The 26896-nt window shown below is 71.8% G+C and carries 24 protein-coding genes; 3 read left to right on the top strand and 21 right to left on the bottom strand.

What is annotated here, in order from left to right; translation table 11 throughout:
- Positions 1-20: 20 nt before the first annotated feature.
- The 11 genes from aroQ to AB0E19_RS12405 form a co-directional block, all read right to left on the bottom strand.
- A complete protein-coding gene (aroQ, locus tag AB0E19_RS12355) occupies positions 21-473 on the bottom strand; it encodes a type II 3-dehydroquinate dehydratase (RefSeq protein ID WP_362177418.1) in 453 nt (150 codons plus the stop codon).
- Entirely contained in the window at positions 470-1567 is a 1098-nt protein-coding gene (gene aroB / locus AB0E19_RS12360; RefSeq protein ID WP_362177421.1) for a 3-dehydroquinate synthase, read from the bottom strand. Before aroB ends, aroQ begins: the two co-directional genes overlap by 4 nt.
- Positions 1564-2082 (bottom strand): shikimate kinase, encoded by a 519-nt coding sequence (locus AB0E19_RS12365; RefSeq protein ID WP_362177424.1) that lies wholly within the window; start codon positions 2080-2082, stop codon positions 1564-1566. Before AB0E19_RS12365 ends, aroB begins: the two co-directional genes overlap by 4 nt.
- Complete coding sequence (aroC, locus tag AB0E19_RS12370; RefSeq protein ID WP_362177427.1) at positions 2079-3263, bottom strand: chorismate synthase; 1185 nt, start codon at positions 3261-3263, stop codon at positions 2079-2081. The genes AB0E19_RS12365 and aroC overlap by 4 nt, the downstream gene beginning before the upstream one ends.
- Positions 3264-3377: 114 nt before the next feature.
- Complete coding sequence (locus tag AB0E19_RS12375) at positions 3378-3605, bottom strand: hypothetical protein (protein WP_362177432.1); 228 nt, start codon at positions 3603-3605, stop codon at positions 3378-3380.
- Positions 3606-3653: 48 nt separating this feature from the next.
- Positions 3654-4496, bottom strand: a complete 843-nt coding sequence (locus AB0E19_RS12380; protein ID WP_362177435.1) for a shikimate dehydrogenase — start codon at positions 4494-4496, stop codon at positions 3654-3656.
- Entirely contained in the window at positions 4480-6219 is a 1740-nt protein-coding gene (gene mltG, locus AB0E19_RS12385) for an endolytic transglycosylase MltG (protein WP_362177438.1), read from the bottom strand. The genes AB0E19_RS12380 and mltG overlap by 17 nt, the downstream gene beginning before the upstream one ends.
- Positions 6220-6320: 101 nt before the next feature.
- A complete protein-coding gene (gene ruvX / locus AB0E19_RS12390; RefSeq protein ID WP_063766091.1) occupies positions 6321-6785 on the bottom strand; it encodes a Holliday junction resolvase RuvX in 465 nt (154 codons plus the stop codon).
- A gap of 2 nt (positions 6786-6787) precedes the next feature.
- Positions 6788-9457: an alanine--tRNA ligase gene (gene alaS, locus AB0E19_RS12395; RefSeq protein WP_362177442.1), complete on the bottom strand. Its 2670-nt coding sequence runs from the start codon at positions 9455-9457 to the stop codon at positions 6788-6790.
- The gene (locus AB0E19_RS12400; protein ID WP_362177445.1) at positions 9457-9807 is read right to left on the bottom strand and encodes a DUF6167 family protein; all 351 of its coding nucleotides are present in this window, start codon (positions 9805-9807) and stop codon (positions 9457-9459) included. The genes alaS and AB0E19_RS12400 overlap by 1 nt, the downstream gene beginning before the upstream one ends.
- A gap of 5 nt (positions 9808-9812) precedes the next feature.
- Positions 9813-10253, bottom strand: coding sequence for a DUF948 domain-containing protein (locus AB0E19_RS12405; protein WP_362177448.1), 441 nt, complete (start codon positions 10251-10253; stop codon positions 9813-9815).
- Between the two features lie 179 nt (positions 10254-10432).
- Between AB0E19_RS12405 and AB0E19_RS12410 the strand changes: the two genes are divergently transcribed.
- Complete coding sequence (locus AB0E19_RS12410) at positions 10433-12592, top strand: regulator (RefSeq protein WP_362177451.1); 2160 nt, start codon at positions 10433-10435, stop codon at positions 12590-12592.
- Between the two features lie 37 nt (positions 12593-12629).
- Here the strand turns inward: AB0E19_RS12410 and rpsD are convergent, their stop codons facing one another.
- The 5 genes from rpsD to AB0E19_RS12435 all read right to left on the bottom strand — a co-directional run bounded on the left by rpsD (position 12630) and on the right by AB0E19_RS12435 (position 17737).
- On the bottom strand, positions 12630-13244 hold the full coding sequence (gene rpsD / locus AB0E19_RS12415) for a 30S ribosomal protein S4 (RefSeq protein WP_030745475.1): 615 nt from the start codon (positions 13242-13244) through the stop codon (positions 12630-12632).
- A 365-nt stretch (positions 13245-13609) separates the two neighbouring features.
- Complete coding sequence (locus AB0E19_RS12420) at positions 13610-14959, bottom strand: replication-associated recombination protein A (RefSeq protein WP_362178056.1); 1350 nt, start codon at positions 14957-14959, stop codon at positions 13610-13612.
- A gap of 46 nt (positions 14960-15005) precedes the next feature.
- Positions 15006-15620, bottom strand: coding sequence for a vitamin K epoxide reductase family protein (locus tag AB0E19_RS12425; protein WP_362177455.1), 615 nt, complete (start codon positions 15618-15620; stop codon positions 15006-15008).
- 135 nt (positions 15621-15755) lie between these two features.
- Positions 15756-17018, bottom strand: coding sequence for a histidine--tRNA ligase (hisS, locus tag AB0E19_RS12430; RefSeq protein ID WP_362177458.1), 1263 nt, complete (start codon positions 17016-17018; stop codon positions 15756-15758).
- A gap of 11 nt (positions 17019-17029) precedes the next feature.
- The gene (locus AB0E19_RS12435) at positions 17030-17737 is read right to left on the bottom strand and encodes an MBL fold metallo-hydrolase (RefSeq protein ID WP_362177461.1); all 708 of its coding nucleotides are present in this window, start codon (positions 17735-17737) and stop codon (positions 17030-17032) included.
- A gap of 154 nt (positions 17738-17891) precedes the next feature.
- On the opposite strand from AB0E19_RS12435, the gene AB0E19_RS12440 reads away from it, so the two are divergent.
- Together AB0E19_RS12440 and AB0E19_RS12445 are read left to right on the top strand one after the other, a co-directional pair.
- On the top strand, positions 17892-18644 hold the full coding sequence (locus tag AB0E19_RS12440; RefSeq protein ID WP_362177464.1) for a peptidylprolyl isomerase: 753 nt from the start codon (positions 17892-17894) through the stop codon (positions 18642-18644).
- 225 nt (positions 18645-18869) lie between these two features.
- The gene (locus AB0E19_RS12445) at positions 18870-20099 is read left to right on the top strand and encodes a DUF349 domain-containing protein (RefSeq protein ID WP_362177467.1); all 1230 of its coding nucleotides are present in this window, start codon (positions 18870-18872) and stop codon (positions 20097-20099) included.
- 77 nt (positions 20100-20176) lie between these two features.
- On the opposite strand, the gene AB0E19_RS12450 is transcribed toward AB0E19_RS12445, so the two are convergent.
- The 5 genes from AB0E19_RS12450 to secD all read right to left on the bottom strand — a co-directional run bounded on the left by AB0E19_RS12450 (position 20177) and on the right by secD (position 26782).
- Positions 20177-22627, bottom strand: coding sequence for a bifunctional (p)ppGpp synthetase/guanosine-3',5'-bis(diphosphate) 3'-pyrophosphohydrolase (locus tag AB0E19_RS12450; protein WP_362177470.1), 2451 nt, complete (start codon positions 22625-22627; stop codon positions 20177-20179).
- A gap of 225 nt (positions 22628-22852) precedes the next feature.
- The gene (locus tag AB0E19_RS12455) at positions 22853-23263 is read right to left on the bottom strand and encodes a hypothetical protein (protein ID WP_362177473.1); all 411 of its coding nucleotides are present in this window, start codon (positions 23261-23263) and stop codon (positions 22853-22855) included.
- 117 nt (positions 23264-23380) lie between these two features.
- The gene (locus tag AB0E19_RS12460) at positions 23381-23932 is read right to left on the bottom strand and encodes an adenine phosphoribosyltransferase (RefSeq protein WP_362177476.1); all 552 of its coding nucleotides are present in this window, start codon (positions 23930-23932) and stop codon (positions 23381-23383) included.
- A complete protein-coding gene (gene secF, locus AB0E19_RS12465; RefSeq protein WP_362177479.1) occupies positions 23929-25005 on the bottom strand; it encodes a protein translocase subunit SecF in 1077 nt (358 codons plus the stop codon). Before secF ends, AB0E19_RS12460 begins: the two co-directional genes overlap by 4 nt.
- Position 25006: 1 nt before the next feature.
- Positions 25007-26782 carry a protein translocase subunit SecD gene (gene secD, locus AB0E19_RS12470; RefSeq protein ID WP_362177482.1) on the bottom strand — a complete coding sequence of 592 codons (1776 nt, stop codon included), beginning with the start codon at positions 26780-26782 and terminating at the stop codon, positions 25007-25009.
- Between the last annotated feature and the right edge of the window lie 114 nt (positions 26783-26896).

A 26896-nucleotide genomic window follows, 5' to 3' on the forward strand; every position in this document is an offset into this window, starting at 1 on the left:
CCGCGTGTCCGCGTACCCGCTCAGAGCTGGGCGTCGAGCTCCTCGGCGAGGGCGCGCAGGGCGAGCCGGTAGGAGCCGATGCCGAAGCCGGCGACGGTGCCGGTCGCGACGGCGGCGACCACCGAGGTGTGCCGGAACTCCTCGCGGGTGTACGGGTTGGAGATGTGCACCTCGATCAGCGGGGCGGTCCGCTGCGCGGCCGCGTCCCGCATCCCGTACGAGTAGTGCGTGAAGGCGCCCGGGTTGAGCACGACCGGGACGCGCCCGTCGGCCGCCTCGTGCAGCCAGCGGATCATCTCGCCCTCGTCGTTGGTCTCGCGGACCTCGACGTCGAAGCCGAGCTCGGCACCGAGCTCCCGGCAGGACTCCACGAGCCCCGTGTAGGAGGTGGCGCCGTAGATGTCGGGCTCGCGCGAGCCCAGCCGGCCGAGGTTCGGCCCGTTCAGCACCAGGACGCGCCGCGTTCCGCTCATGCGGAGATCTCCCCGTAGGCGGCGATGAGGACGGCCGGGTCCGGGCCCTCCAGGACGGACGGCTTGGCGAGCCCGTCGAGGACGATGAAGCGCAGCAGGTCGCCGCGGGACTTCTTGTCCACCTTCATCGCCTCCAGGAGCTTGGGCCACTGGTCGCCGCGGTAGGTGAGCGGCAGGCCGACGGACTCCAGGACGGCGCGGTGCCGGTCGGCGGTGGCGTCGTCGAGGCGGCCGGCGAGGCGGCCCAGCTCGGCGGCGAAGACCATGCCGACGGAGACGGCGGCGCCGTGGCGCCACTTGTACCGCTCGTTCTTCTCGATGGCGTGCGCGAGGGTGTGCCCGTAGTTGAGGATCTCGCGGCGGCCGGACTCCTTGAGGTCGCCGGAGACCACGTCGGCCTTCACCCGGATCGAGCGGACGATCAGCTCGGCGGTGTGCGGTCCGGCGGGCGTACGGGCGGCCTGCGGGTCCTCCTCGACGAGGTCGAGGATCACCGGGTCGGCGATGAAGCCGGTCTTGATGATCTCGGCGAGCCCGCTGACGAAGTCGTGGACGGGCAGCGAGTCGAGGGCGGCCAGGTCGCAGAGGACCCCGGCGGGCGGGTGGAAGGCGCCGACGAGGTTCTTGCCCTCGGCGGTGTTGATGCCGGTCTTGCCGCCGACGGCCGCGTCGACCATGCCGAGGACGGTGGTCGGCACGGCGACCCAGCGGACGCCGCGCAGCCAGGTCGCGGCGACGAAGCCGGCCAGGTCGGTGGTGGCGCCGCCGCCGACGCCGACGATGACGTCGGTGCGCGTGAAGCCGGTCTGGCCGAGCGCCTTCCAGCAGTAGGCGGCGACCTCGGCGGTCTTCGCCTCCTCGGCGTTCGGCACCTGGATGGCGACGGCCTCGTACCCCTGCTCGGCGAGGTCCTCGCGGAGCGCCTCACCGGTCTCGGCGAGCGCCTCGGGGTGGATGACCGCGACCCGCTTGGCCTGGTCGCCGATGACGGTGGGCAGTTCGCCGAGCAGCTGCCGGCCGACCAGCACCTCGTACGGCTCCGTGCCCGCCGTGCCGCCGACGTGGATGCGGGTGACTTCCTGGTCCGTGGTCATGCGTCCTTCAGCTCCAGTGCGTCGAGGACCGCCTCGGCGACCTCTTCGGGGGTGCGCGCGTCGGTGGCGACCACGGCGCGGGCGACTTCTTCGTACAGGTGGCGCCGGGCGTCCATCAGCTCGCGCCACTGCCGGCGCGGGTTCACGGCGAGCAGCGGGCGGGCCGCGCCGAGTCCGACCCGTCGTACGGCCTCCTCGACGTCCATCGAGAGGTACGCGACGGGCTGCCCGGCCAGCAGGGCGCGGGTGTCGGCGTCGAGGATCGCGCCGCCGCCCAGGGCGAGGACGCCCCGGTGCTCGGCGACGGCCCGCGCGACGGCGGCCTTCTCCAGGGCGCGGAAGCGCTCCTCGCCGTCCTCGACGAAGATGTCGGAGATCTCACGGCCCTCGGCGGCGACGATGTCGGCGTCGGTGTCCCGGTAGGGCGCGCCGAGCCGTTCGGCCAGGAGCGCGCCCACCGTGGACTTGCCGGAGCCCATCGGGCCGACGAGGACGACCAGCGGGCCGCCGGTCACCGGATGCGGAGGTTGTCGAGGTACGACCGGACGTTGCGCCGGGTCTCGGGGACCGAGTCGCCGCCGAACTTCTCGACGACGGCGTCGGCGAGGACGAGGGCGACCATGGCCTCGGCGACGATGCCGGCGGCCGGGACGGCGCAGACGTCGGAGCGCTGGTGGTGGGCCGCGGCGGCCTCGCCGGTGGCGACGTCGACGGTGGCGAGGGCGCGCGGGACGGTCGCGATCGGCTTCATGGCGGCGCGGACGCGCAGCAGTTCGCCGGTGGTGAGGCCGCCCTCGGTGCCGCCGGAGCGGCCGGAGGTGCGCCTGATGCCGTCCTCGGTCCTCACGATCTCGTCGTGGGCCTGGGAGCCGGGCACCCGGGCGAGGTCGAAGCCGTCGCCGACCTCGACGCCCTTGATGGCCTGGATGCCCATGAGCGCGGCGGCGAGCCGGGCGTCGAGGCGGCGGTCCCAGTGGACGTGCGAGCCGAGGCCGACGGGCACGCCGTAGGCCAGGACCTCGACGACGCCGCCGAGGGTGTCGCCGTCCTTGTGGGCCTGGTCGATCTCGGCGACCATCGCCTTCGACGCGTCGGCGTCGAGGCAGCGGACCGGGTCGGCGTCGAGTCGCTCGACGTCGCCGGGGACGGGGTAGACGCCGTACGGGGCCTTGGCCGCGGCCAGTTCGACCACGTGGCTGACGATCTCGATGCCGGCGGCCTCCTTGAGGAAGGACCGGGCGACGGCGCCGAGGGCGACGCGGGCGGCGGTCTCCCGGGCGCTGGCGCGCTCCAGGATCGGCCGGGCCTCGTCGAAGCCGTACTTCTGCATGCCGGCGAGGTCGGCGTGGCCGGGGCGGGGCCGGGTGAGCGGCGCGTTGCGGCCGGTCTCCTTCAGCTCCGAGGGGTCGACCGGGTCGGCCGACATGACCTTCTCCCACTTGGGCCACTCGGTGTTGCCGACCATCACGGCGATCGGCGAACCCAGCGAGAGCCCGTGCCGGACGCCGCCGAGGAAGGTGACCTCGTCCTGCTCGAACTTCATCCGGGCGCCGCGCCCATAGCCGAGGCGCCGCCGCGCGAGGTGGTCCGCCACCAGCTCAGTGGTGACCGGGACGCCGGCGGGAAGACCCTCCAGCGTCGCGACCAGCGCGGGTCCGTGGGATTCCCCAGCGGTCAGCCAACGCAACCTGCTCAACGATGCTCCTCATGCTCGCGCCTGGGCACTGCGACGGCAGGACCGGGCGCGCGGCCCTGACCCGCCACCCCCGATCCTCCCACGTCCGGGCCCTGACCTCGGCCCTCGGTCCAGCTATCGGACGCGTGCCTCGTCCTCGTGGACGTCGGCGGCGGCCGCGGGCTCGTCGGCGGACCGTTTCCGCAGCCAGCTGACGAAGCCGTAGACCACGGTCAGCATGAAGAGCGCGAGCACGGTGTACCGCGCCCACGCGGGCAGTGAGCTGAGGAAGCCCACGTACAGAAAGCGCAACGCGTCGAAGGCCAGATCCGCCTTCGACGCGAGCGTGATGTCCCCGTCCATCCCCGTTTCCCCCTGGGTGTCATGGCACCCCGGGGCGGCCGCGCGGGGTCAGCGCGCGGCGAGCGCGGCCTCGCCGGCGGCGCGCATGGCGGCCAGCGGGGCCTTCGGGGCGCCCGTCATCTGTTCGACCTGGAGCACCGCCTGGTGGACCAGGAGGTCCAGGCCGCCGATGATCTTACCGGCGCGTTCGGACCAGGCGGCGGCGAGCCGGGTGGGCCAGGGGTCGTACAGGACGTCGAAGAGGGTGCCGGGGCGGTCGGGCACGGCCGTCGCCAGCCCGTCCGTGGCTCCCGCCGGGGTGGTGGCGACGACCAGCGGCGCCGCGAGGGCCTCCGCCGCGTCGTCCCAGGCGGCGGTACGGACGTCGACGCCGAGGCGCTCGCCCCAGCCGCGCATCTCCGCGGCCCGCGCCTCGCCGCGTACGTAGGCGGTGACCGGGCCCGCGCAGACGCGGGCCAGGGCGGCGAGCGCGGAGGAGGCGGTGGCGCCCGCGCCGAGGATCGCCGCGGACTCCACCTTCTCGACGCCGCGCTCGCGCAGGGCGGCGATCATGCCGGGGATGTCGGTGTTGTCGCCGACCCGGCGGCCGTCCTCGCGGAAGACCACCGTGTTCACGGCCTCCACGGAGGCGGCCGTCCCGCTGACCTCGTCGAGCAGCGGGATGATCGCCCGCTTGAGCGGCATGGTCAGCGAGAGCCCCGCCCACGAGCCGTCGAGCTCGGCGACGAAGCCCGGCAGCGCCGCCTCGTCGACCTCGAAGCGCTCGTAGGACCAGTCGTCGAGACCGAGCTCCGCGTACGCGGCCCGGTGCAGGACCGGGGAGAGCGAGTGGGCGATCGGCGAACCGAGGACGGCGGCGCGGCGGCCGGCGGCGCTAGTTCGTGTTGGCATTGAACTTGTCCTTGAGCTTCTCGAACTCGGCGTACGTCTTCGCGAACTCGGTCTTGTTCATGCCGTCGGTCGCCACGAAGTACATCCAGCCGTCCTTCGTCGGGTCGAGCATGGCGGCCAGGGCCTCGACACCGGGGTTGCTGATCGGACCGGGCGGCAGACCGACCTGGGTGTACGTGTTGTACGGGTCCTGATTGGTGTTCGCCTCGTTCTCCGAGATCTTGATCTCGGACTGGCCCTTCAGGTAGTTCAGGGCCGAGTCGAACTGGAGCTTCCGGTTCGTCTCCGTGTTGTCCGGCTGGAGGCGGTTGTAGATGACCTCCGCCATCTTGCGGAAGTCGTCGTGCGTCTTGCCCTCGGCCTGCACCAGGCTCGCGACCGTCACGAGCTCCCAGGCGTTCTCCAGGCCGTGCGCCTTCGCCTTCCCCTCCAGGTCCAGCTTCGTGTACTCCTGGTTGGCGCGGCTGACCATCTTCTTGAGGGCGTCCTCGGGCTTGGAGCCCTTCGCGACCGGGTAGCTCGCCGGGAAGAGGAAGCCCTCCAGGGGGTCCTTGACGTTCTTGTGGTTCTTCGCCCAGTCCGGCAGGCCCAGGGAGTCGGCCTTCGAGACCGCGATCTCCTTCGTGCTGCCGGGGTCGAGGCCGAGGCGGGTGTCGATCTGCTCGTACACCCAGGCGTTGCGCTTGCCCTCGGGGATGATGAGGTTGGCCTGGCTCGCCGGGTCCAGCATCAGCGCGACCGCGCTCTCCGCCGACATCTCCTTCTTCAGGGTGTAGGCGCCGGCCTGGATCGAGTTGCCCTTCTCGTTCTTCTTCTGGGCGGCGACGAAGGCGTCGACGCTCTTCACGACACCGGCCTCTTTGAGGATGTTGCCGATCTCGTTGCCGAAGGCGCCCTTCGGGATCTCGACCTGGACCTCGCCGCTGCCGCCGCCCGCGAAGTCGGGGGCCTCGCCGAACTGGCCCTGCCAGAACTGGTAGCCGAAGTAGCCGATGCCGCCGACGCCGCCCACGAGGACGGCGGCGACGACGAGGCAGGCCATGCCGTTCTTGCCCTTGCGTTTCCGCTCCTTGCCGCGGCGCTCGCGGTCGCGGTCGTCGCCGCCCCGGCCCCGGCGCGAGGCCGGTTCGTCGTCCTCGTGACCGTCCTCGTCGTCACCACCGAAGAAGGGGTGCGACTCCTCCGGCTCGGGCTCGGGCTCCGGGTGGGCGGGCTCGGGCTGCGGCGGCCGCTGCCGGCGGCCGGGCGGCTGCGGCGGCGGGTACGCCTCGGGCGTGCCGTACAGATCGGGCTGCTGACCGCCGTACGGATCGGCCGGCGGCGCGTTGTAGGCCATGGCGGCCTGGCCGGTCTCCCAGTTGCCGTCGTACGCCTGTGCGGGATGCCCGGGCGTGTCGTAGCCCTGCCCCTGGTACGCCTCGTGCCCCTGCGGAACCTGGTCCCAGCCGGTCTGGCCGTAGGCCTGCGGCTGCGCCTGCTGCGGGTCGACGTACCCCTGCTGCGGGTACTGCTGCTGGTACGCGGCCTGCTGCTGCGCGTACGGGTCGGTCCCGTAGCCCTGCTGGGCGTACGGGTCCTGGTAGGCCTGACCACCCTGCGCGTACGGCGTCGCCTGGTGCGGCTGCTGGTGGTACTGCTGCTGACCTTCCCACCCCTGGTCCCCGTACAACGGGTCCGTGGGGTGCCACGGTTCGGAGCCAGGGCCCCGGCCATACTCAGTCATCGATCCCCAAACAGCCGCGAGGCTTCCGGACGATCCGCCTCTACGTAGTGCGGCAGCTGTTCGAACACCGCCGCATCGCGCGGAACGTTACCGTATCGCGATCAGATGACCACTTCGACGCCCTCGCCGGGCGGATTACCTGATACCCGTTCGGACTCAAGAGCGTTCTGAAGGATGATCACAGCGGCGGCCTGGTCGATGACGGACCGCCCCTTCTTGGACTTCACGCCGGAGGCGCGCAGCCCCTGCGTGGCCGTCACCGTGGTCATCCGCTCGTCGACCAGGCGGACCGGCACCGGGGCGACGCCCTTCGCCATCTCCTTCGCGAAGGCCCGGACCTTGGTGGCCGCGGGGCCCTCCCGCCCGCTGAGCGAGCGGGGCAGGCCCACGACGACCTCGATCGGCTCGTACTCCTCGACGATCTGGCGGAGCCGCCGGTGGGCGGCCGGGACGTCGCGTCCCGGCACGGTCTCCACCGGCGTCGCGAGGACCCCGTCGGGGTCGCACGAGGCGACCCCGATCCGGGCGTCCCCGACGTCGACCGCGATACGGCGGCCGCGGCGCATCGTCACGCCGTCTCCACCACGAGACGCTCGACGGCGGCGATGGCCTCGCCGACGGCCTCCGGGTTCTGGCCGCCGCCCTGGGCGACGTCCGGCTTGCCGCCGCCACCGCCGCCGAGGGTCTTGGCGGCCGTGCGGACCAGCTCGCCGGCCTTGAGACCGCGCTCGCGGGCGGCCTCGTTGGTGGCGATGACCGTCAGCGGCTTGCCGTTGGCCGTGGTGAAGAGGGCCACGACGGCCGGGCGGTCGGACGGGATGCGGCCGCGCACGTCGAGGACGAGCTTGCGCAGGTCGTCGGCGCCGGTGCCGTCCGGGACCTGGCCGGTGACCAGGGCGAGGCCGCGGATGTCCTTGGCGGAGTCGACCAGGCCGGCGGCGGCCTGGAGGACCTTCTCCGCGCGGAACTTCTCGATCTCCTTCTCGGCGTCCTTCAGCTTGCCGAGCATGGAGGAGATCTTCTCCGGCAGCTCCTCCGGGCGGCCCTTGACCAGCTCCTGGAGCTGGGCGACGACCGTGTGCTCCTTGGCGAGGAAGTTGTACGCGTCGACGCCGACCAGGGCCTCGATGCGGCGCACGCCGGAGCCGATGGAGGACTCGCCGAGCAGCTTCACCAGGCCCAGGGCCGAGGTGTTCTTGACGTGCGTGCCGCCGCACAGCTCCTTGGAGAAGTCGCCGATGGTGACGACTCGGACCTGCTCGCCGTACTTCTCGCCGAACTCGGCGATGGCGCCCTGCCGCTTGGCCTCGTCGATCGGCATGACCTCGGCGTGGACCTCCAGCTCGCGCGAGAGGACCTCGTTGATCTTCTGCTCGACGTCCATGAGGACCGTGCCCGGGACGGCGTTCGGCGAACCGAAGTCGAAGCGGAAGCGGCCGGGCTGGTTCTCGGAACCGGCCTGGGCGGCCGTCGGGCCGAGGGCGTCGCGCAGCGCCTGGTGGGTGAGGTGGGTGGCCGAGTGGGCGCGGGCGATGGCCCGGCGGCGGCGCACGTCGATGGTGGCGTAGGCGGTGGAGCCGACGGTCACCTCGCCGACCTGGACCGAGCCCTTGTGCACCGAGACGCCCGGGACGGGCTGCTGCACGTCGCGGACCTCGATCACGGCACCGGAGTGGAGCCGGATACGGCCCTGGTCGGCGATCTGGCCGCCGCCCTCGGCGTAGAAGGGGGTGCGGTCGAGGACGACCTCGACCTCGTCGCCCTCGGAGGCGGCCGGCGACGGGACGCCGTTCACCAGCAGGCCGACGACCGTGGACTCGCCCTCGGTGTTGGTGTAACCGGTGAACTGGGTGGCGCCGGAGGTGTCGGCGATCTCACGGTAGGCGGAGACGTCGGCGTGGCCGGTCTTCTTGGCCTTGGCGTCGGCCTTGGCCCGGTCCCGCTGCTCCTGCATCAGGCGGCGGAAGCCGGTCTCGTCCACGGAGAGGCCCTGCTCGGCGGCCATCTCCAGGGTGAGGTCGATCGGGAAGCCCCAGGTGTCGTGGAGCAGGAAGGCCTTCTCGCCGGCGAGGACCGTGCCGCCGGCGGCCTTGGTCTCGGTGACGGCGCTGTCGAGGATGTTCGTGCCGCCCTTGAGGGCCTTCAGGAACGCGGCCTCCTCGGCGAGGGCGACCGTCTCGATGCGCTTGCGGTCGGTCTCCAGCTCCGGGTACTGCTCGCCCATCGTCGTGATGACCGTGTCGACGAGCTCGCCGACGACCGGGCCGGTGGCGCCGAGCAGGCGCATGTTGCGGACGGCGCGGCGCATGATGCGGCGCAGCACGTAGCCGCGGCCCTCGTTGCCCGGGGTGACGCCGTCGCCGATGAGCATGACCGAGGTGCGCATGTGGTCGGCGACCACGCGCAGCGAGACGTCGCTGTCCTTGGCCTTGCCGTAGGAGACGCCGGTGAGCTCGGTGGCCTTGTCGATGACGACCTTGAGGGTGTCCGTCTCGTACATGTTCTGGACGCCCTGGAGGATCATCGCCAGGCGCTCCAGGCCGAGGCCCGTGTCGATGTTCTGGGCCGGCAGGTCGCCGAGGATCGGGAAGTCGTCCTTGCCGGAGCCCTCGCCGCGCTCGTACTGCATGAAGACGAGGTTCCAGATCTCCACGTACCGCTCGTCGTTGACGGCCGGGCCGCCCTCGACGCCGAACTCGGGGCCGCGGTCGTAGTTGATCTCGGAACAGGGGCCGCAGGGGCCGGGGACGCCCATGGACCAGAAGTTCGGGCCCATGCCCAGGCGCTGGATGCGCTCGGCGGGGACGCCCACGACGTCGCGCCAGATGCGCTCGGCCTCGTCGTCCTGCTCGTAGACGGTGATCCAGAGCTTCTCCGGGTCGAGCCCGTAGCCGCCGTGCTCGACCGAGGAGGTCAGCAGCTCCCAGGCGAGCTTGATGGCGCCTTCCTTGAAGTAGTCGCCGAAGGAGAAGTTGCCGCACATCTGGAAGAACGTGCCGTGGCGGGTGGTCTTGCCGACCTCTTCGATGTCCGGGGTGCGGACGCACTTCTGCACGCTCGCGGCGCGCGAGAAGGGCGGCTTGACCTCACCCAGGAAGTAGGGCTTGAAGGGCACCATGCCGGCGGGGACGAGCAGCAGAGTCGGGTCGTCCGCGATGAGCGACGCCGAAGGGACGACGGTGTGCCCGCGCTCCTCGAAGAAGCTCAGCCAGCGGCGGCGGATTTCAGCCGACTCCATCAGTGGTCCTCATTCCGGTTGTACGAGATCGTGCGCGACGAAAACGTGGTCGTGGTCTTGTGCGGGGTGGGGCCGAGGGCGGCCCGGCGGCGGGGCTGCGGAAGCTCCCGGTCCGCGGGAGGCGCCGCGTCGAGGCCGAGTGCCTCGCCGAGCTCCGCCTCGCGCTGGACCATGCCCGCCCTCACGTCGAGGGCGAAGTCCTTGAGCCGGTGGCCCGCCTCGACCGCCTTGTTCGCGGCCTGCGCCGCGAGGCTCTCGGGGGTCAGCTGCTGGATCTTGCGGTTGACCTTGGTGGTGGCCCAGACGCCGGCGGCTGCGCCGGCCGTGAACCAGAACGTACGGCGGAACATCGCGGCTATCGGCCCTTCTGCTTCCGGCGCCGTGCGACCGGCACGGTACGGCCGACGATCACAGTGCGGCGCCCGCCGGCGGGCGCCGCCTCCTCGCGGTCCCGGTCGCGGCCGAGCGCCTTGCGGACCCCGTAGCCGAAGGCGGCGACCTTGACGAGCGGGCCCCCGAAGGTGGAGGCGACGGTCGTCGAGAGCGCGGAGGCGTTGGCGGTGACCTCCTGGACGTCCGAGGCGATGGCGTCGACCCGGTCCAGCTGGGTCTGTGCCGAGCGGACGGTCGCCGACGCGTCGGCGAGCAGCGGCACGGCCTGTTCGGTCACCTCCGCCACGAGCCGGGTGGTCGCCCTGAGCGTCTGCGCCAGCCTCCCCAGCACCACGGCGAGGAAGGAGACGAGGATCGCCCAGAACACGGCCACCAGGATCCCGGCAACCTCTCCACCGGTCACTCCGCACCGCTCTCTGCTGTCGTCATCGGTCGTTGGGGTCCTGCGAAAAGTCGTTCCCCGAGCCTATCGCGCCGGGGCTGGGACGCCGTACCGCATTAGCGCCCGCGTTGCCGCCCCGGCACGGGAGCCGCGCGATCGGATTGTACGGAGCGCGCGCGGGTGAGTACGCTCCGTGTCCCATGCGACGCAGCAACCTCCCGGCGGAGCTCAACCGGTTCGTGGGCCGGACCGGGGAGCGGGCCGAACTGGCCGCGCTCCTGGCCGAGTCCCGTCTCGTCACCGTGCTCGGTGTGGGCGGGGTCGGCAAGACCCGACTCGCCCTGAAGACCGCCGCCGAGGTGCAGAAACGCTACGGCGAGGGGGTGCGGCTCGCGGAACTGGCGCCGCTGCGCGACCCCGGGCTCGTCGAGCACGCCCTGATCGAGGCGCTCGGCCTGACCGACCACACGCCCCGCGCGCCCCGCGAGGTGCTGCGGGAGCACCTCGCCGAACGCCGGCTGCTCCTCGTCCTCGACGGCTTCGAACACCTGGTGGAGGACTGCGCCCCGCTCGTCCACGAGCTGCTCACGGCGGCACCGGGGCTGACCGTGCTCGCCACCGGCCGCCGCCCGCTGCGGCTGCCGGGCGAGGCGGTGCTGACGCTGGCACCGATGGCCGAGCCGGACGCCCTCGCCCTGCTCACCGAGCGGGCGGCCGGGGCCGGCGCGCCCGCCCTCGACGCCGACGCGTCGGTACGGGAGCTGTGCCGGCGGCTCGACGGGATCCCGCTCGCCCTCGAACTGGCCGCGGGCCGGCTGCCGCTGCTCTCGGTGGAACAGCTGCTCGCCCGGCTCGACGACCGCTTCCGGCTGCTCGGCGGCGGCGGACGCGGGGTCCTCCCCCGCCACCAGACGCTGCGCACCGCGATCGGCTGGAGCCACGAGCTGTGCACGCCGGAGGAGCGGCTGCTGTGGGCGCGCCTCTCGGTCTTCGCCGGCCCCTTCGACCTGGAGGCCGTCGAGTACGTGTGCGGGGGCCCGGACCTGCCGCCGGAGGCGGTCCTCGACCTGCTCGGCGGTCTGCTCGCGCAGTCGCTGGTGACCCGGGAGGACACGGCGGCGGGCCCGGGCTACCGGATGCTGGACACGGTGGCGGCGTACGGGGCGGAGTGGCTGGCGCAGCTCGGGGACACCGAGCGGATGCGCAGGCGGCACCGGGACTGGTACATGGGCCTGGCGACCTGGTGCGAGCTGGAGTGGTTCAGCCCCCGGCAGGCGGAGGTGGCGGCGCGGACGGCGGCGGCGCTGCCGAACCTGCGGGCGGCGCTCGACCTCTGCCTGGAGCTGCCGGAGGACGCGCACCTGGCCCAGCACCTGGCGGGCACGCTCTGGTTCGCGTGGGTGGGGTGCGGGCGGCTCGCGGAGGGACGGCACTGGCTGGACCGGGCGCTCGCCCTGGAGTCGGGGCACGAGGAGGCGCGGCTCAAGGCGCTGTGGGTGCTCGGCTACGTGGCGGTCCTGCAGGGCGACGCGACGGCGGCGGTGGGGGCGCTGCACTCCTGCCGGGAGCGGGCGCGCGCCTCGCGGAACCGGCTGGCGGAGGCGTACGCGACGCACCGGATGGGCTGTCTGGCGCTGCTCACGGACGACTTCCCGCGCGCCGAGGAGCTGCTCGGCCGGGCACTCGACGCCTACGGCGAGCTGGGCGAGCTGAACAGCAATGTGCTGATGGGCCAGGTGGAGCTGGCGATGGCACGGGCCTTCCGGGGCGATCTGGAGGGCGCGACGGCGATCTGCCGGGAAGTGCGGGAGGTCTGCGAGGAGCGCGGGGAACGGTGGACGCGGGCGTACGCGCTCTATGTGCTCGCGTACTCGGCCTGGACGCGGGGCGCGCTCGCGCAGGCGCGGGAGCTGCTCGTGGAGTGCGTGACGATCAACCACCTCTTCCGCGACCTGGTGGGGGTGGTGCTCGCGGTGGAGCTGCTGGCGCTGGTCACGGTGAGCGAGGGCGACGCGGTGGAGGCCGCGGTGCTCCAGGGGGCGGCGCTGCCGGTGTGGGACGCGGTGGGGATCCAGCTCTTCGGGTCCGGCTCCTTCGACGGGCCGCGGGCGCTGTGCGCGGGGCGGGCGGTGGAGGAGCTGGGGGCGGAGCGGTACGAGGAGGCGCTGCGGTTCGGTCAGGGGCTCTCGCTGGACGAGACGGTGGAGCGGGCGCTCGCGGACCGGCCCGCGGCGGTCGGGGGCGGGCGGCCCAGGGAGGAGGCGCGGCGGCCGTTCCGCTCCGCGCGTCCGCCGGTGGTGCCGGGAACGCGGAAGCCCGCCGGCTCCCCCACCGGAAAGGGCGGGGAAGCGGCGGGCTGAGCACCACGGGGGTGAGTTCCCCCAGCGCCTGCCGAGATCAGCGGGCGTAGTACTCGACGACCAGCTGCTCGTCGCAGATGACCGGGATCTCCTTGCGGTTCGGCTCGCGGTCCAGGCGGAAGGCCAGGGCCTTCAGGTTGACCTGGAGGTAGCGCGGGGTCTCGCCGTCGGGGGCGAAGCCACCCTCGCGGGCGACCTGGAACAGGGTCTTCGCGCGGGACTTCTCGCGGACCATCACGACGTCGTCGGGACGGACGCGGAAGGACGGCTTGTCGACCTTGCCACCGTTGACCTGGATGTGGCCGTGGACGACCATCTGACGGGCCTGGTAGATGGTGCGGGCGATGCCCGAACGCAGGACCAGGGCGTCGAGGCGGCGCTCGAGCTCGACGACCAGCGCCTCGCCCGTCTTGCCCTCGGCCTTCTTGGCGCGGTCGTAGGCGCGCGCCATCTGGCGCTCGCTGATGTCGTACTGGGCACGCAGACGCTGCTTCTCGAGCAGACGGACCTTGTAGTCCGAGTTCTGCTTGCGGCCGCGGCCGTGCTCGCCCGGCGGGTAGGGACGGGCCTCGAAGTACTTGACGGCCTTCGGCGTCAGCGCGATGCCGAGGGCACGCGACTTCTTGACCTTGGGGCGGGCCTGGTTCGCCATGAACCAACCTCTCTATCTGAACGAATACGGCTTCACCAGTGGTTAGGGAGGTCGCCATCCGCAGCCGGGAAAACCCTCCGGGTCCACGAGGGACCTGTCGGGCAGCCGCTTCCCGTTCTGGGCACGTACGTGCAGCACGCGAACGACCCACCGCCGTTCCCGGGAACCCGGGGGGTGGTGGGTGGCACGCGACACCTTCGAGGTGCGCGACGCTCCTGGAAACCCTGCCCGGGGGCCGGGTCTCCTGCTGACTGTCCCGCTCTGGTGGCGCCGGCCTGGGCCGGACACGGGACGCAGCGATCCCGACCAGTGTACCGGCTCCGCGGAGCGCCGCCGCCCGGGGGCCCGGTCGGCCCGGACAGCGGTCAGCCGTCGCCCTTCAGGCGTCCGCGGACCTTCTCCACCACGTCCGCGTAGCGGGCCTCGGCGCCGTAACGGGTGGGCTCGTAGTAGCGCTTGCCGTGGAGGGCGTCGGGGGCGTACTGCTGGGCGGCGATCGCGCCGGGCACGTCGTGCGGGTACACGTACCCCTGGGCGTGGCCGAGCTTGGCGGCGCCCTTGTAGTGGCCGTCGCGGAGGTGGGCCGGGACGGGGCCCGCGTGGCCGTTCCTGACGTCCTCGCGGGCGGCGAAGATCGCGGTGGTCGCCGCGTTGGACTTGGGGGCCAGGGCCAGGGCGATGGTGGCGTGGCTGAGGGTGAGGGCGGCCTCGGGGAAGCCGATCATGGCGACGGCCTGGGCCGCGGCGACGGCGAGCGGCAGGGCCTGCGGGTCGGCGAGGCCGATGTCCTCGCTGGCGGAGATCATCAGGCGGCGGGCGATGAAGCGGGGGTCCTCCCCCGCCTCGATCATGCGGGCGAGGTAGTGCAGCGCCGCGTCCACGTCGGAGCCGCGGATGGACTTGATGAGGGCGCTGGCCACGTCGTAGTGCTGGTCGCCGTCCCGGTCGTACGTCACGGCGGCCCGGTCGACGGCCTCCTCGACCGTCTGGAGGGTGACCTCCCGCTCGCCCTTGGCGAGGGCGCCGCCCGCGGAGGCCTCCAGGGCGGTGAGGGCGCGCCGGGCGTCGCCGCCGGCGATCCGCAGCAGATGGGCGCGGGCGTCGTCCCGGAGCTCGACGGCGCCGCCGAGGCCGCGCTCCTCGGTGACGGCCCGGTCCATGAGGCCGCTGAGGTCCTCGTCGGTGAGCGGTTCCAGGGTGAGGAGCAGGGAGCGGGAGAGGAGCGGGGAGATCACCGAGAAGTACGGGTTCTCGGTGGTGGCGGCGATGAGGGTGACCCAGCGGTTCTCGACGGCGGGGAGCAGGGAGTCCTGCTGCGCCTTGGAGAAGCGGTGGATCTCGTCGAGGAAGAGGACGGTCTCCTTGCCGTAGCCGCCGGAGGCGCGGCGGGCGCCGTCGATGACGGCCCGGACCTCCTTGACGCCGGCGGTGATCGCGGAGAGCTCCACGAAGCGCTTGTCGGTGGCCTTGGAGACCACGTACGCGAGGGTGGTCTTGCCGATGCCGGGCGGGCCCCAGAGGATCACCGAGGAGGCGCCGGCGGGGCCGCCGCTCCCCCCGACGAGCCGTCGCAGCGGCGAGCCGGGCTTGAGCAGGTGCCGCTGGCCCACCACCTCGTCGAGCGTGCGGGGGCGCATCCGGACCGCCAGCGGACTGCTGGCCGGGTCCTTCTCCTGGCGTTCTTCTGCGGCTGCGGTAAAGAGGTCGGGCTCCACGTCCATGAAGCCTAGGTCACGCCACCGACAAGCCGGGGGCCGCCGGTCAGCTCGTCCAGAAGTCCCACCAGCGGGTCAGGACCAGCATGCCGATGATCCCGATGTGCAGGACGGGCAGGACCCAGGTGAACTCGGCGAAGAAGGTCCGCAGTCCGGCCGGGGCGGGGATGACGCCCTTGCGGACGTTGTGCGAGGTCACGTACCAGAACATGACGATGGTGGCGACCCAGGCGAGGCAGCACCAGAGGCAGAGCGAGTTGATCTCGTACAGGGACTGCTGCATCAGCCAGGTGCAGAAGCCGACGCCGAAGAGGGTGCCGGCGTTGAGGCCGAGCCAGTACCAGCGGCGGTAGCGGGCGCCCGCGAGGAGGCCGGCGCCGATGGCGACGATCATGCCGTAGGTGACCAGGCCGAGCATCGGGTTGGGGAAGCCGAAGACCGAGGCCTGCTCGCTCTTCATGATGTTCCCGCAGGACACGATGGGGTTGAGGCTGCACCCGGGGACGAAGTTCGGGTCCTCCAGGAGCTTGAACTTGTCGAGGGTGATGACCCAGGCGGCGAGGAGTCCGGCCGCTCCGGTGATCACCAGCAGCCAGGCGAGGCCCTTGCTCGCGCCGATGGTCCCCGGCGTCTCCGTCGTCTCCGTAGCGGCGTCTCTCATCTGTCCTTTTCCCTCGCTCGCGGGCCCGGCGGCCCCCGCCATTCTGCAACAAGGCGTACGGCATCGGCCGTTCGCGGGGCATAAGGAAGGGCCCGGCCGCGCGAGGCGGACCGGGCCCTCCCCTCGGTACGGGTGTCAGGCGAGCTGGTCGCGGACGGCGTCCAGGACCTCGTCCAGGGCGACCGCGCGCTGCTCTCCGGACTCCATGTCCTTGAGCTGGACGACGCCCTCGGCGAGGTCGCGCTCGCCCGCGACGAGCGTGAGGCGGGCGCCGGAGCGGTTGGCGTCCTTCATCGAGCCCTTCAGGCCCTTGCCGCCGAAGGAGAAGTCCGCGGCGATCCCGGCCCGGCGCAGCTCGGTGACCTTGCCGAAGAGGACGCGCCGCGCCTCCTCGCCGAGGGCCACCGCGAAGACGCTGGTGGTGGCGGGCAGGTCCAGCTCCACGCCCTCCGCCTCCAGGGCGAGGACCGTGCGGTCGACACCGAGCGCCCAGCCGACGGACGGCAGCGAGGGGCCGCCGATCATCTCGGAGAGGCCGTCGTACCGGCCGCCGCCGCCGACGGCGGACTGGGAGCCGAGGCCGTCGTGGACGAACTCGAAGGTGGTCCGGGTGTAGTAGTCGAGGCCGCGGACCAGCTTGGGGTCGTCCTCGAAGACCACGCCCGCGGCGGTGATCAGCTCGCGGACCTGCTCGTGGTACGCCTTGCAGGCGTCGCACAGGTAGTCGCGGAGAAGCGGCGCGTCGACGAGCTGCTTCTGCACGTCGGCCCGCTTGTCGTCGAGGACCCGCAGCGGGTTGATCTCGGCGCGGCGCAGCGTCTCCTCGTCGAGGTCGAGGCCGCGCAGGAAGGTCTGCAGGGCCTCGCGGTAGACGGGGCGGCACTCCTTGTCGCCGAGCGAGTTCAGCAGGATGCGGTACTGGCGCAGGCCGAGGGAGCGGTACGCCTGGTCGGCCAGGATGATCAGCTCGGCGTCGAGCGCCGGGTCCTCGGCGCCGATCGCCTCGGCGCCGACCTGCGAGAAGTGGCGGTAGCGGCCGGCCTGGGCGCGCTCGTAGCGGTAGTAGGAGCCGGAGTACCAGAGCTTGACCGGCAGGTTGCCCTGCTTGTGCAGGTTGGCCTGGAGGGCCGCGCGCAGCACGGAGGCGGTGCCCTCGGGGCGCAGGGCGAGCTGGTCGCCGCCCTTCGTGGTGAGGGTGTACATCTCCTTGGTGACGATGTCGGTGGACTCGCCGACGCCGCGGGCGAAGAGGTTCACGTCCTCGAAGCCGGGGGTCTCGACGTAGCCGTAGCCGGCGTTCCTCGCCTGGGTGGAGATGGCGTCCCGGACCGCCAGGAAGACGGCGGAGCGCGGGGGGATCAGGTCGTACGTGCCCTTGGGGGCCTGAAAGGTGCTCACGGAGGTTCTCGTCACATTCCTCGTCGGGGAGCGTCCGTGCTCCCGAGGCCGGAGGTCACCTGCCGCAGATACGGATTGGTGGCGCGCTCCTGGCCGATGGTCGTCTGGGGACCGTGGCCGGACAGGACGACGGTCGAGTTGTCGAGCGGCAGGACCACGCGGGTCAGCGACGCGAGCATCTCGTCCATGTCACCGCCGGGCAGGTCGGTGCGGCCGATGGAGCCGGCGAACAGCAGGTCGCCGGAGAAGAACACGGAGGGGATCTCCGTCGTCTCCGGCGTCCGGAAGGTCACCGACCCCTTGGTATGACCGGGCGCGTGCGCGACGGAGAACCCCATGCCGGCGAGCTTCAGCTCGGCGCCGTCGGTGAGCTCGTGCACGTCGTCCGGCTCGCCCACGGTCAGCTCGCCCATGAGGGGCATCCCGATGGAGCGGCCGAGGGCACGCTCCGGGTCGCTCATCATGTACCGGTCCGCGGGGTGGATCCACGCGGGTACGTCATGGGCGCCGCAGACCGGGACGACGGAGGCGACGTGGTCGATGTGGCCATGGGTGAGGACCACCGCGACGGGCTTGAGCCGATGCTTCTTCAGCGTCTCCTCGACTCCCTGGGCGGCCTGGTGGCCCGGGTCGATGATGACGCACTCCTCGCCTGCGGCGGGGGCGACCACGTAACAGTTGGTGCCCCAGGCCCCGGCGGGGAACCCGGCAATCAGCACGATCGTCCTTCTGTGTCGTCCGGCAGATGACTGCGGCCTTGCGGAATGCAGCAGATCAGAGCCTACCGGCGCTGCGTATTCCACAGCCAACCCGTATACGGTACGGGCACATCCGGCCAGGACAGGAACACACGACCGACAAGGAGCGGACCCGGTGGTCACCAGCGATCAGCGGCGGCGGCAGCTCGCCAGGGACAAGTACGCGCGCCAGCAGCAGCGACGGGCGGAGGCGCAGCGCAAGGCCAAACGTCGCACCACCGTGATCGCGGCCTCCCTCGCGGTGGTCCTCGCCGCGGGCGGAGCGGTGTACGCCTCGGTGCAGTTCCTCGGGGACGACACCAAGAACACCGAGGCGGAGACGCCGACCGGCGAGCCGAAGATGGGCATCGAGGCCAAGGGCGCGTACGCCATGGCCCTGAAGACCAACGAGGGCGACATCACGATCACCATGGACGCGGCGAAGACCCCGCGCACGGTGAACTCCTTCAAGCACCTCGCCGACAAGAAGTACTTCGACGGCACCAAGTGCCACCGGCTCACCACCGCCGGGATCTTCGTCCTCCAGTGCGGCGACCCGGAGGGCACCGGCATGGGCGGCCCCGGCTACACCATCCCGGACGAGAACCTCGACGCCCTGGGCAAGGCGGGCGCCGACGGCAAGGTGACGTACAAGGCCGGCACGGTCGCCATGGCCAACACGGGGCAGCCGGGCACCGGCGGCTCGCAGTTCTTCCTCGTCTACAAGGACTCGAAGCTGCCGCCGCAGTACACCCCCTTCGGCACGATCGACGCGGCCGGTCTGGCGGCGGTGCAGAAGGTCGGCGCCGCGGGCGCCGACGGCGGCCAGGGCGACGGGGCCCCGAAGAAGCCGGTCACCATCGAGAAGGCGACCGTCGCCGCGAAGTGACGCCGGGGCGGAGGCGACGGCGGCCCGGACGTCCGCACGCACGTGACCGTGGAATTTCGGTGGCGCCGAGTGCGGACAGCCGGGCCGCCGTTCGCCTAGATTGGCGTTGTGCGGCGCGGTCCGATCGTCGGCCGCGCGGCGGAAGGCGGGCGAGGCCCGCCCAGGAACTGTGGACGATGCCCGGGGGTCACCACCCCGACGAGGGCATCATGGTGAGGAGGCGCTGTGAGCAGCGACCCGTGGGGCCGCGTCGACGAGACGGGCACCGTGTACGTGCGGACGGCCGAGGGTGAGAAGGTCGTCGGATCCTGGCAGGCGGGCACCCCCGAGGAGGCGCTGGCCTACTTCGAGCGCAAGTACGAGGGCCTGGTTGTCGAGATCGGCCTCCTCGAGAAGCGGGTGAAGACCACCGACCTCTCGGCGAAGGACGCCCAGACGGCGATCGAGCACATCCGGCAGCAGATCGACGAGCACCACGCCGTCGGTGACCTGGCCGCGCTCGGCGCCCGTCTGGACAAGCTCGTGGAGTCGGTGGACTCGCGCCGCGAGGAGCGCAAGGCGCAGAAGGCCAAGCAGGCCGACGAGGCGCGCTCCGCCAAGGAGGCCCTGGTCACCGAGGCCGAGGAGCTGGCGCAGAGCGAGCAGTGGCGGGTGGCCGGCGAGCGGCTGCGGGCGCTCGTGGACACCTGGAAGGGCCTGCCCCGGCTCGACCGGAAGTCCGACGACGAGCTGTGGCACCGCTTCTCGCACGCCCGCTCGGCCTTCTCCAAGCGCCGCAAGGCGCACTTCGCCCAGCTCGACGCGCAGCGCGAGGACGCCCGCAAGACCAAGGAGCGCCTGGTCGCCGAGGCCGAGGCGCTGCAGAACTCGACCGACTGGGGCGCGACCGCGGCCCGCTACCGCGAGCTGATGGCCGACTGGAAGGCCGCCGGGCGCGCGCAGCGCGAGCACGAGGACGACCTGTGGAACCGCTTCCGCGGCGCCCAGGACGTCTTCTTCGCGGCCCGGTCCGGTGTGTTCGCCGAGCGGGACGCGGAGCAGACCGAGAACCTGGCCCTGAAGGAGGAGCTCGCCGGCGAGGCCGAGAAGCTGCTGCCGGTGACGGACCTGAAGGCCGCCCGCGCCGCCTTCCGCGCGCTCAACGAGCGCTGGGAGGCCATCGGTCACGTGCCGCGCGACGCCCGCCCCAAGGTGGAGGGCCGGATGCACACGGTGGAGCGGGCGATCCAGGAGGCCGAGGAGGCCGAGTGGCGCCGCACCAACCCGGAGGCACGCGCGCGTGCCGCGGGTCTCACCGGCCAGCTCCAGGACGCCGTCGAGAAGCTGCGCAAGCAGATCGACGCGGCCCGGGCGGCGGGCAACGACGCCAAGGCCGACAAGCTCGGCAAGGAGCTGGAGGGCCGCCAGGCCCTGCTCGACCAGGCCATGAAGGGCCTGGAGGAGTTCGGCGGCTGATCCCGTGGGAGCAGCGGTACGAGGAAGGGCCCCCGGCGCGTGCCGGGGGCCCTTCCCGTGTCCGTGCCGGGGTCCGGCTACGGGCGCCGGGCGCTGGTCACGCGGTAGACGTCGTACACGCCCTCGACGCCCCGGACCGCCTTGAGGACGTGTCCCAGGTGCTTGGGGTCGCCCATCTCGAAGGTGAAGCGGGAGGTGGCCACCCGGTCCCGGGAGGTCTGGACGGCCGCCGAGAGGATGTTGACGTGCTGGTCCGAGAGGACCCGGGTGACGTCCGAGAGGAGCCGGGAGCGGTCCAGCGCCTCGACCTGGATGGCGACCAGGAAGACCGAGGACTGGGTCGGGGCCCACTCGACCTCCAGGATCCGCTCCGGCTCCCGGGACAGCGAGTCGACGTTGACGCAGTCGCTGCGGTGGACGGAGACGCCGCTGCCGCGGGTGACGAAGCCGATGATCGGGTCGCCGGGCACGGGGGTGCAGCAGCGGGCCAGCTTGACCCACACGTCCTCGACGCCCTTGACGACCACGCCGGGGTCGGCGTTGGAGCGCCGCTTGGAGCGGCCGCGGGTCGGCGGGGCCGTCTCGGCGATGTCCTCGGTGGCGGCCTCCTCGCCGCCGAGCGCCTGCACCAGCTTCTGCACGATGGACTGGGCGGTGACGTGGCCCTCGCCGATCGCCGCGTACAGCGAGGAGATGTCGGTGTAGCGCAGCTCGTGGGCGAGGGTGACGAGGGAGTCGCCGGTGAGGATCCGCTGGATCGGCAGGTTCTGCTTGCGCATGGCCCGCGCGATGGCGTCCTTGCCCTGCTCGATGGCCTCCTCGCGGCGCTCCTTGGAGAACCAGGCGCGGATCTTGTTGCGGGCGCGCGGGGACTTGACGAAGCCGAGCCAGTCCCGGGAGGGGCCGGCGCCGGCGGCCTTGGAGGTGAAGACCTCGACCAGGTCGCCGTTGTCGAGGGTGGATTCGAGCGGCACGAGACGGCCGTTGACCCGGGCCCCTATGGTGCGGTGGCCGACCTCGGTGTGGACGGCGTAGGAGAAGTCGACCGGGGTGGCGCCGGCGGGCAGCGCGATGACGTCGCCCTTGGGCGTGAAGACGAAGACCTCGTTGCGCGAGAGGTCGAAGCGGAGGGACTCCAGGAACTCGCCCGGGTCCTCGGTCTCCTTCTGCCAGTCGAGCAGCTGGCGCAGCCACGCCATGTCGTTGAGGTGGTCGTCCTTGCCGGCGTTCTTGGGCACGTCGGTGCGGACCTTGGAGGCGCCGGCGACGGCCTCCTGCTTGTACTTCCAGTGCGCGGCGATGCCGTACTCGGCGCGGCGGTGCATGTCGAAGGTGCGGATCTGCAGCTCGACCGGCTTGCCGTTGGGGCCGATGACCGTCGTGTGCAGCGACTGGTACATGTTGAACTTCGGCATCGCGATGTAGTCCTTGAACCGGCCGGGGACCGGGTTCCATCGCGCGTGGACGGTGCCGAGGGCCGCGTAGCAGTCGCGGACGGTGTCCACGAGGACGCGGATGCCGACCAGGTCGTAGATCTCCGCGAAGTCACGGCCGCGGACGATCATCTTCTGGTAGACGCTGTAGTAGTGCTTGGGGCGGCCGGTGACGGTCGCCTTGATGCGGGCGGCGCGCAGGTCGGTCTGGACCTCGTCGGTCACTATCGCGAGGTACTCGTCCCGCTTGGGGGCGCGCTCGGCGACGAGCCGGACGATCTCGTCGTACATCTTGGGGTAGAGGATCGCGAAGGCGAGGTCCTCCAGCTCCCACTTGATGGTGTTCATGCCCAGCCGGTGGGCCAGCGGGGCGTAGATCTCCAGGGTCTCGCGGGCCTTCTTCTCCTGCTTCTCCCGCTTGAGGTAGCGCATGGTGCGCATGTTGTGCAGGCGGTCGGCGAGCTTGATGACGAGGACCCGGGGGTCCTTGGCCATGGCGACGACCATCTTGCGGACGGTCTCGGCCTGCGCGGCCTCGCCGAACCGGACCTTGTCCAGCTTGGTGACGCCGTCGACGAGGAGGGTGACCTGGTCGCCGAAGTCGCGGCGCAGGTCCTCCAGGCCGTACTCGGTGTCCTCGACGGTGTCGTGCAGGAGGCCCGCCATCAGCGTCGCCGGGTCCATGCCGAGCTCGGCAAGGATGGTGGTGACGGCGAGCGGGTGGGTGATGTACGGGTCGCCGCTCTTGCGCTTCTGGCCGCGGTGCCAGCGCTCCGCGACCTGGTAGGCCCGCTCGATCTGGCGCAAAGTGGCCGTTTCGATCTTGGGGTCGTTGGAGCGGACGATCCGCAGCAGGGGTTCGAGGACCGGGTTGTACGGCGACGAGCGCTGCACCCCGAGCCGGGCGAGGCGGGCGCGCACCCGGTTGGAGGACCCGCCGGAGCGACTGGGCGCGGGGGTCGGCGCGGGAGCGGGCGCAGCAGGCTTCGGCCTGGTCTCCGCGGGCTTGTCCTGGGGCGTGCCGGTCCCCTGCGCGGCCTGGCGGGCCTTGGGGTCGGGCTGCGCGGCGGAGAGTGACTGGGCCTCGTCTGGCAAAGAGCGCTCCTCTGGGGTCTCCCCGGACGGAGTCCGGGCGAGGTTCCGGGTCCCCCGGTCAGGCCCGGAAAGGCCATCGTATCGAGCCATCAGGTCCCGTGCTCACGCGCCCACGGGACGGACCGGGGCCAGGAGCCGCCTCTCCGGCCCCTTCGGCGAACGTACCGGGACAAACACCAGGGGCGCCCCGGGAATTCCCGGGGCGCCCCTGTCAGGCGCTCGCGATCAGTTCCAGCGGAACAGCGAGGGGCCGCCCTTGACCTGGATCTCCTTCTGGGCCGCGACATTGCCCCAGTGGACCCTGATCGATCCGCTCTTGCCGCACACGGGGTCGGACCAGATCTCCTTGGTACGGCGGTCGAAGCCCTTGACGCGCAGGCAGACGCTCCCGCCCTTGAACACGGCCCAGTCGTACTTCATGGTCATCCCGTTGGCCCCGAAATGGCCACAGCCGTCACTGGCCTTCGTCCATTTCGCGGGAACGCTGCCCGCGTTCTTCCAGCCCACGCAGCTGTCGGCCGCCGCGACCGGCTGCCGGGCGACCTGGCCGGCGCTGACGGGGCCCGCCCCCGAGACGAGGCCGGCCAACGCCAGGAGCGACGCCGCCCCGACGGTGCTCCTCCGGAACCACTTCATTCGCTTCCCTCCGGTGTGTCGAGGGGCCACGGCGCGAGGGGCACCTCGGGATGTCCCGGGGTGCCCCTCGCGTGGCCCGTTCTCGTCATCGGACCGGCGGTCGTGCTCCTTGATCCATCACACCCGAATGAGTGCGGTGAGCGGTGCGCCCTGGAGGGCGGGTTCCAGGCGGGCGCGGCCCGGGAGGAAGCCCAGTTCCATGAGGACCGCGACGCCGGCGACGTCGGCGCCCGCGCGGCGGATCAGTTCGAGGGAGGCCTCGGCGGTGCCGCCGGTGGCGAGGACGTCGTCGATGACCATGACGCGGTCGCCCGCGGCCAGGTCCTCGGCGTGCACCTCGATCTCGGCGGTGCCGTACTCCAGCTCGTACGCCTGCCGGAGCGTGGCCCCGGGGAGCTTGCCGGCCTTGCGGACCGGGACGAAGCCCAGGCCCGCGCGGACGGCGACCGGTGCCGCGAGGATGAAGCCGCGGGCCTCCAGGCCGACGATCTTCGTCGCGCCGTGCGCGGAGCACAGGGCGGCGAGGGCGTCGGTGAGGGCCGTGAACGCCTCCGGGTCCGCGAGCAGCGGCGTGATGTCCTTGAACAGCACGCCCGGCTTCGGGTAGTCGGGGACGTCGCGGATCCGGCTGAGCAGCAGGCCGGTCACGTCGCGGGCCTCGGCGCTCATCCTCGGCGCTCCTCGGCGCGGCCCCGGCGGGCGGCGGTGCGCGGTCCGACGACCGCGGCCTCGCCCGCGTCGGTGCCGTCGTCCAGGCCGTCCTCGCCGCGGGCGGAGGCGGCCGCGCGCTTGGCGAGGACGCGCTTCTTCAGCGCCTTCATCGCCGGCTCGCGCTCCTTGAGGTCGGCGACGAGCGGGGTGGCGATGAAGATCGAGGAGTAGGCGCCGGCGGCCAGACCCACGAAGAGCGACAGCGAGATGTCGTTCAGCATGCCGGCGCCGAGGACGCCGCCGCCGATGAAGAGCAGGCCGGCGACGGGCAGCAGCGCCACCACGGTGGTGTTGATGGAGCGGACCAGGGTGCCGTTGATCGAGCGGTTGGCCAGCTCGCCGTAGGTGAAGCGGGTCTGCTTCGTGATGTCCTTCGTCTGCTCCTTGAGGGAGTCGAAGACGACGACGGTGTCGTACAGCGAGTAACCGAGGATCGTCAGCAGACCGATGACCGTGCCGACCGTGACCTCGAAGCCGACCAGCGAGTAGATGCCCACGGTGATCGTGAGGTCGTGGATGAGCGCGATCAGCGCCGCCACGGCCATTCTCCACTCGAAGGCGATCGCCAGGTAGATCACCACGAGGATCATGAAGACGCCGAGGCCCGTCCATGCCTTGGTGGCGATCTGCTCACCCCAGCTGGGGCCGACCAGCTCGGCGGCGATCTTCTCCTCGGGGACGTTCAGGTCCTTGGCCAGCTCGGTGCGGACCTGGTCGGACTTCTCGGTGTCGAGACCGCCGACCTGGATGCGCAGGGAGCCGTTGCCGAGCTGCTGGACGATCGCGTCGTGGCCGGAGGCCTCTTCCGCGTACTCGGTGGCCTGGCTGACGGTGACTTCCGTCTTCGGGGTGGTGAAGACGGCGCCGCCCTGGAACTCGATGCCCATGTTGAGGCCGCGGACGGCGAGGGCGGCGATGGCCGTGATGGTGATCAGGATGGACAGGCCGTACCAGATCTTGCGGTTGCCGATGAAGTCGTAGCCGACCTCACCGCGGTGGAGCCGGGCGCCGAGATCTCCGAGCTTCGACATCTCACGCCTCCTTCGGGTCGACGGGGGCGGTCGTACGGCGGGTGCGGCGCAGCGGCGGCTTGGCGCCCAGGCTCTTCGGGTCCAGGCCGGACAGCTTGTGGCCGTTGCCGAAGAACTTCGTGCGGGCGAGCAGGGTCATCACCGGCTTGGTGAAGAGGAACACCACGACGACGTCGAGCAGGGTGGTCAGGCCGAGCGTGAACGCGAAGCCCTGGACCTTGCCGACGGTGACGATGAAGAGCACCGCGGCGGCGAGGAACGACACGAAGTCGGAGACCAGGATGGTGCGGCGGGCACGCGGCCAGGCGCGCTCGACGGCCGGACGCAGGGTGCGGCCCTCGCGGATCTCGTCGCGGATGCGCTCGAAGTACACGATGAACGAGTCCGCGGTGATGCCGATGGCGACGATGGCGCCGCAGACGGCCGGCAGGTTCAGCGCGAAGCCGATGGCCGGGCCGAGCAGGGCCATGATCACGTAGGTGAGCAGGGCGGAGACGCCGAGGCTGAGGATCGCGATGAACGACAGGCCGCGGTAGTAGACCACCAGGTAGATGATGACCAGGGCGAGACCGATGGCGCCGGCGATGAGACCGGCCTCCAGCTGGTCGCCGCCGAGGGCGGCGGTGACGGTGTCGACGCTCTGGGTGTCGAAGGAGAGCGGCAGGGCGCCGTAGGCCAGGATGTTGCCGAGGTCCTGGGCGGACTGCTGGTTGAAGCTGCCGGAGATCTGCGCGTTGGCGCTCAGCGTCGTCTGGACGCGGGGCGCCGAGACGACCTCGCCGTCGAGGACGATCGCGAACTGGTTCTGCGGCTCGGCCTGCTGCGAGAGCTTGCCGGTGATCGACTGGAACTTCTTCGAGCCGGCGTCCGTGAACTCCATGTCCACGATCCACTGGCCGCTCTGCTGGTCGATGGCGGCCTTGGCGTCGTCGACGTCACGGCCCTCGACCTCGGCGGGGCCGAGGAGGTACTTCTCCCACTGGTCGATCGCGTTCTTGCCGCAGGCGACGATCGTGTCGGTGGGCTTGGTGCCCGCCGCGGCGGCGGTGCGCGCCTTCGGGTCCAGGCAGTTCAGCGTGGCGAACTTCTGCTGGAGGGCGGCCGTGTCGGCGTCCGCGGACGGGGTCGGCTGCGGGGTGCCGCTCGCCTTCGGCGTGGCACTCGCCTTCGGCGCGCCGGAGGCGGAGCCGGTGGGGGTGGGGGTGCCGGTGGCGCTCGGGGCCTTGAGGGCCTCGGAGAGGGCACGGCCCTGGGTGGAGGCGGTGGCGGTCGGGGTCGCCGACTTCTTCTCGCCCACCGAGGCGGAGGCGGAGGGCTTCGGCGTCGCCGAACCCGAGGGGGTCGCCGTCGGCGCGGCCTCCGGCGTGGCGGCCGCGACAGCGAGAACGGGCCGGAAGTAGAGCTGGGCGGTGGTGCCGACCTGCTCGCGGGCCTGCTTCTCGTTCGTCCCCTTGGGGATGTTGACGATGATGTTCTCGCGGCCCTGCGTCTGGACCTCGGCCTCGGAGACGCCGAGACCGTTGACACGGCGCTCGATGATGCCGACCGCCGTGTTCATGTTGGTCTCGTTGACCGCGGACTCCTGGCCGGGCTCCGCCTTGGCCTTGAGCGTGATCGACGTGCCGCCGGCGAGGTCGATGCCGAGGCGCGGGGTGGTGTGCCCCGACCAGAACATGCCCCCGGTGAGCGCGACCATGGCGATCAGAATGAGTGCCAGGGCGCGGCCAGGCCGGCTCTGTCCCCCCGCCGGCCTTCGACCCTTGTTCGGTGCTGCCACCTGTCGTTTCTCCCTGTCCAAACCGTCCGGGCGCCGGGTGGGCGCACGGAGGCCACGAAGTGTGTGTGGGGACCATCCCCCGCAGACGTCGGACCGTGTCCGACCGCGGCCACG

Origin of the sequence: Streptomyces sp. NPDC047974 (assembly GCF_040653375.1) — a bacterium.
Taxonomy (GTDB): Bacteria; Actinomycetota; Actinomycetes; order Streptomycetales; family Streptomycetaceae; genus Streptomyces.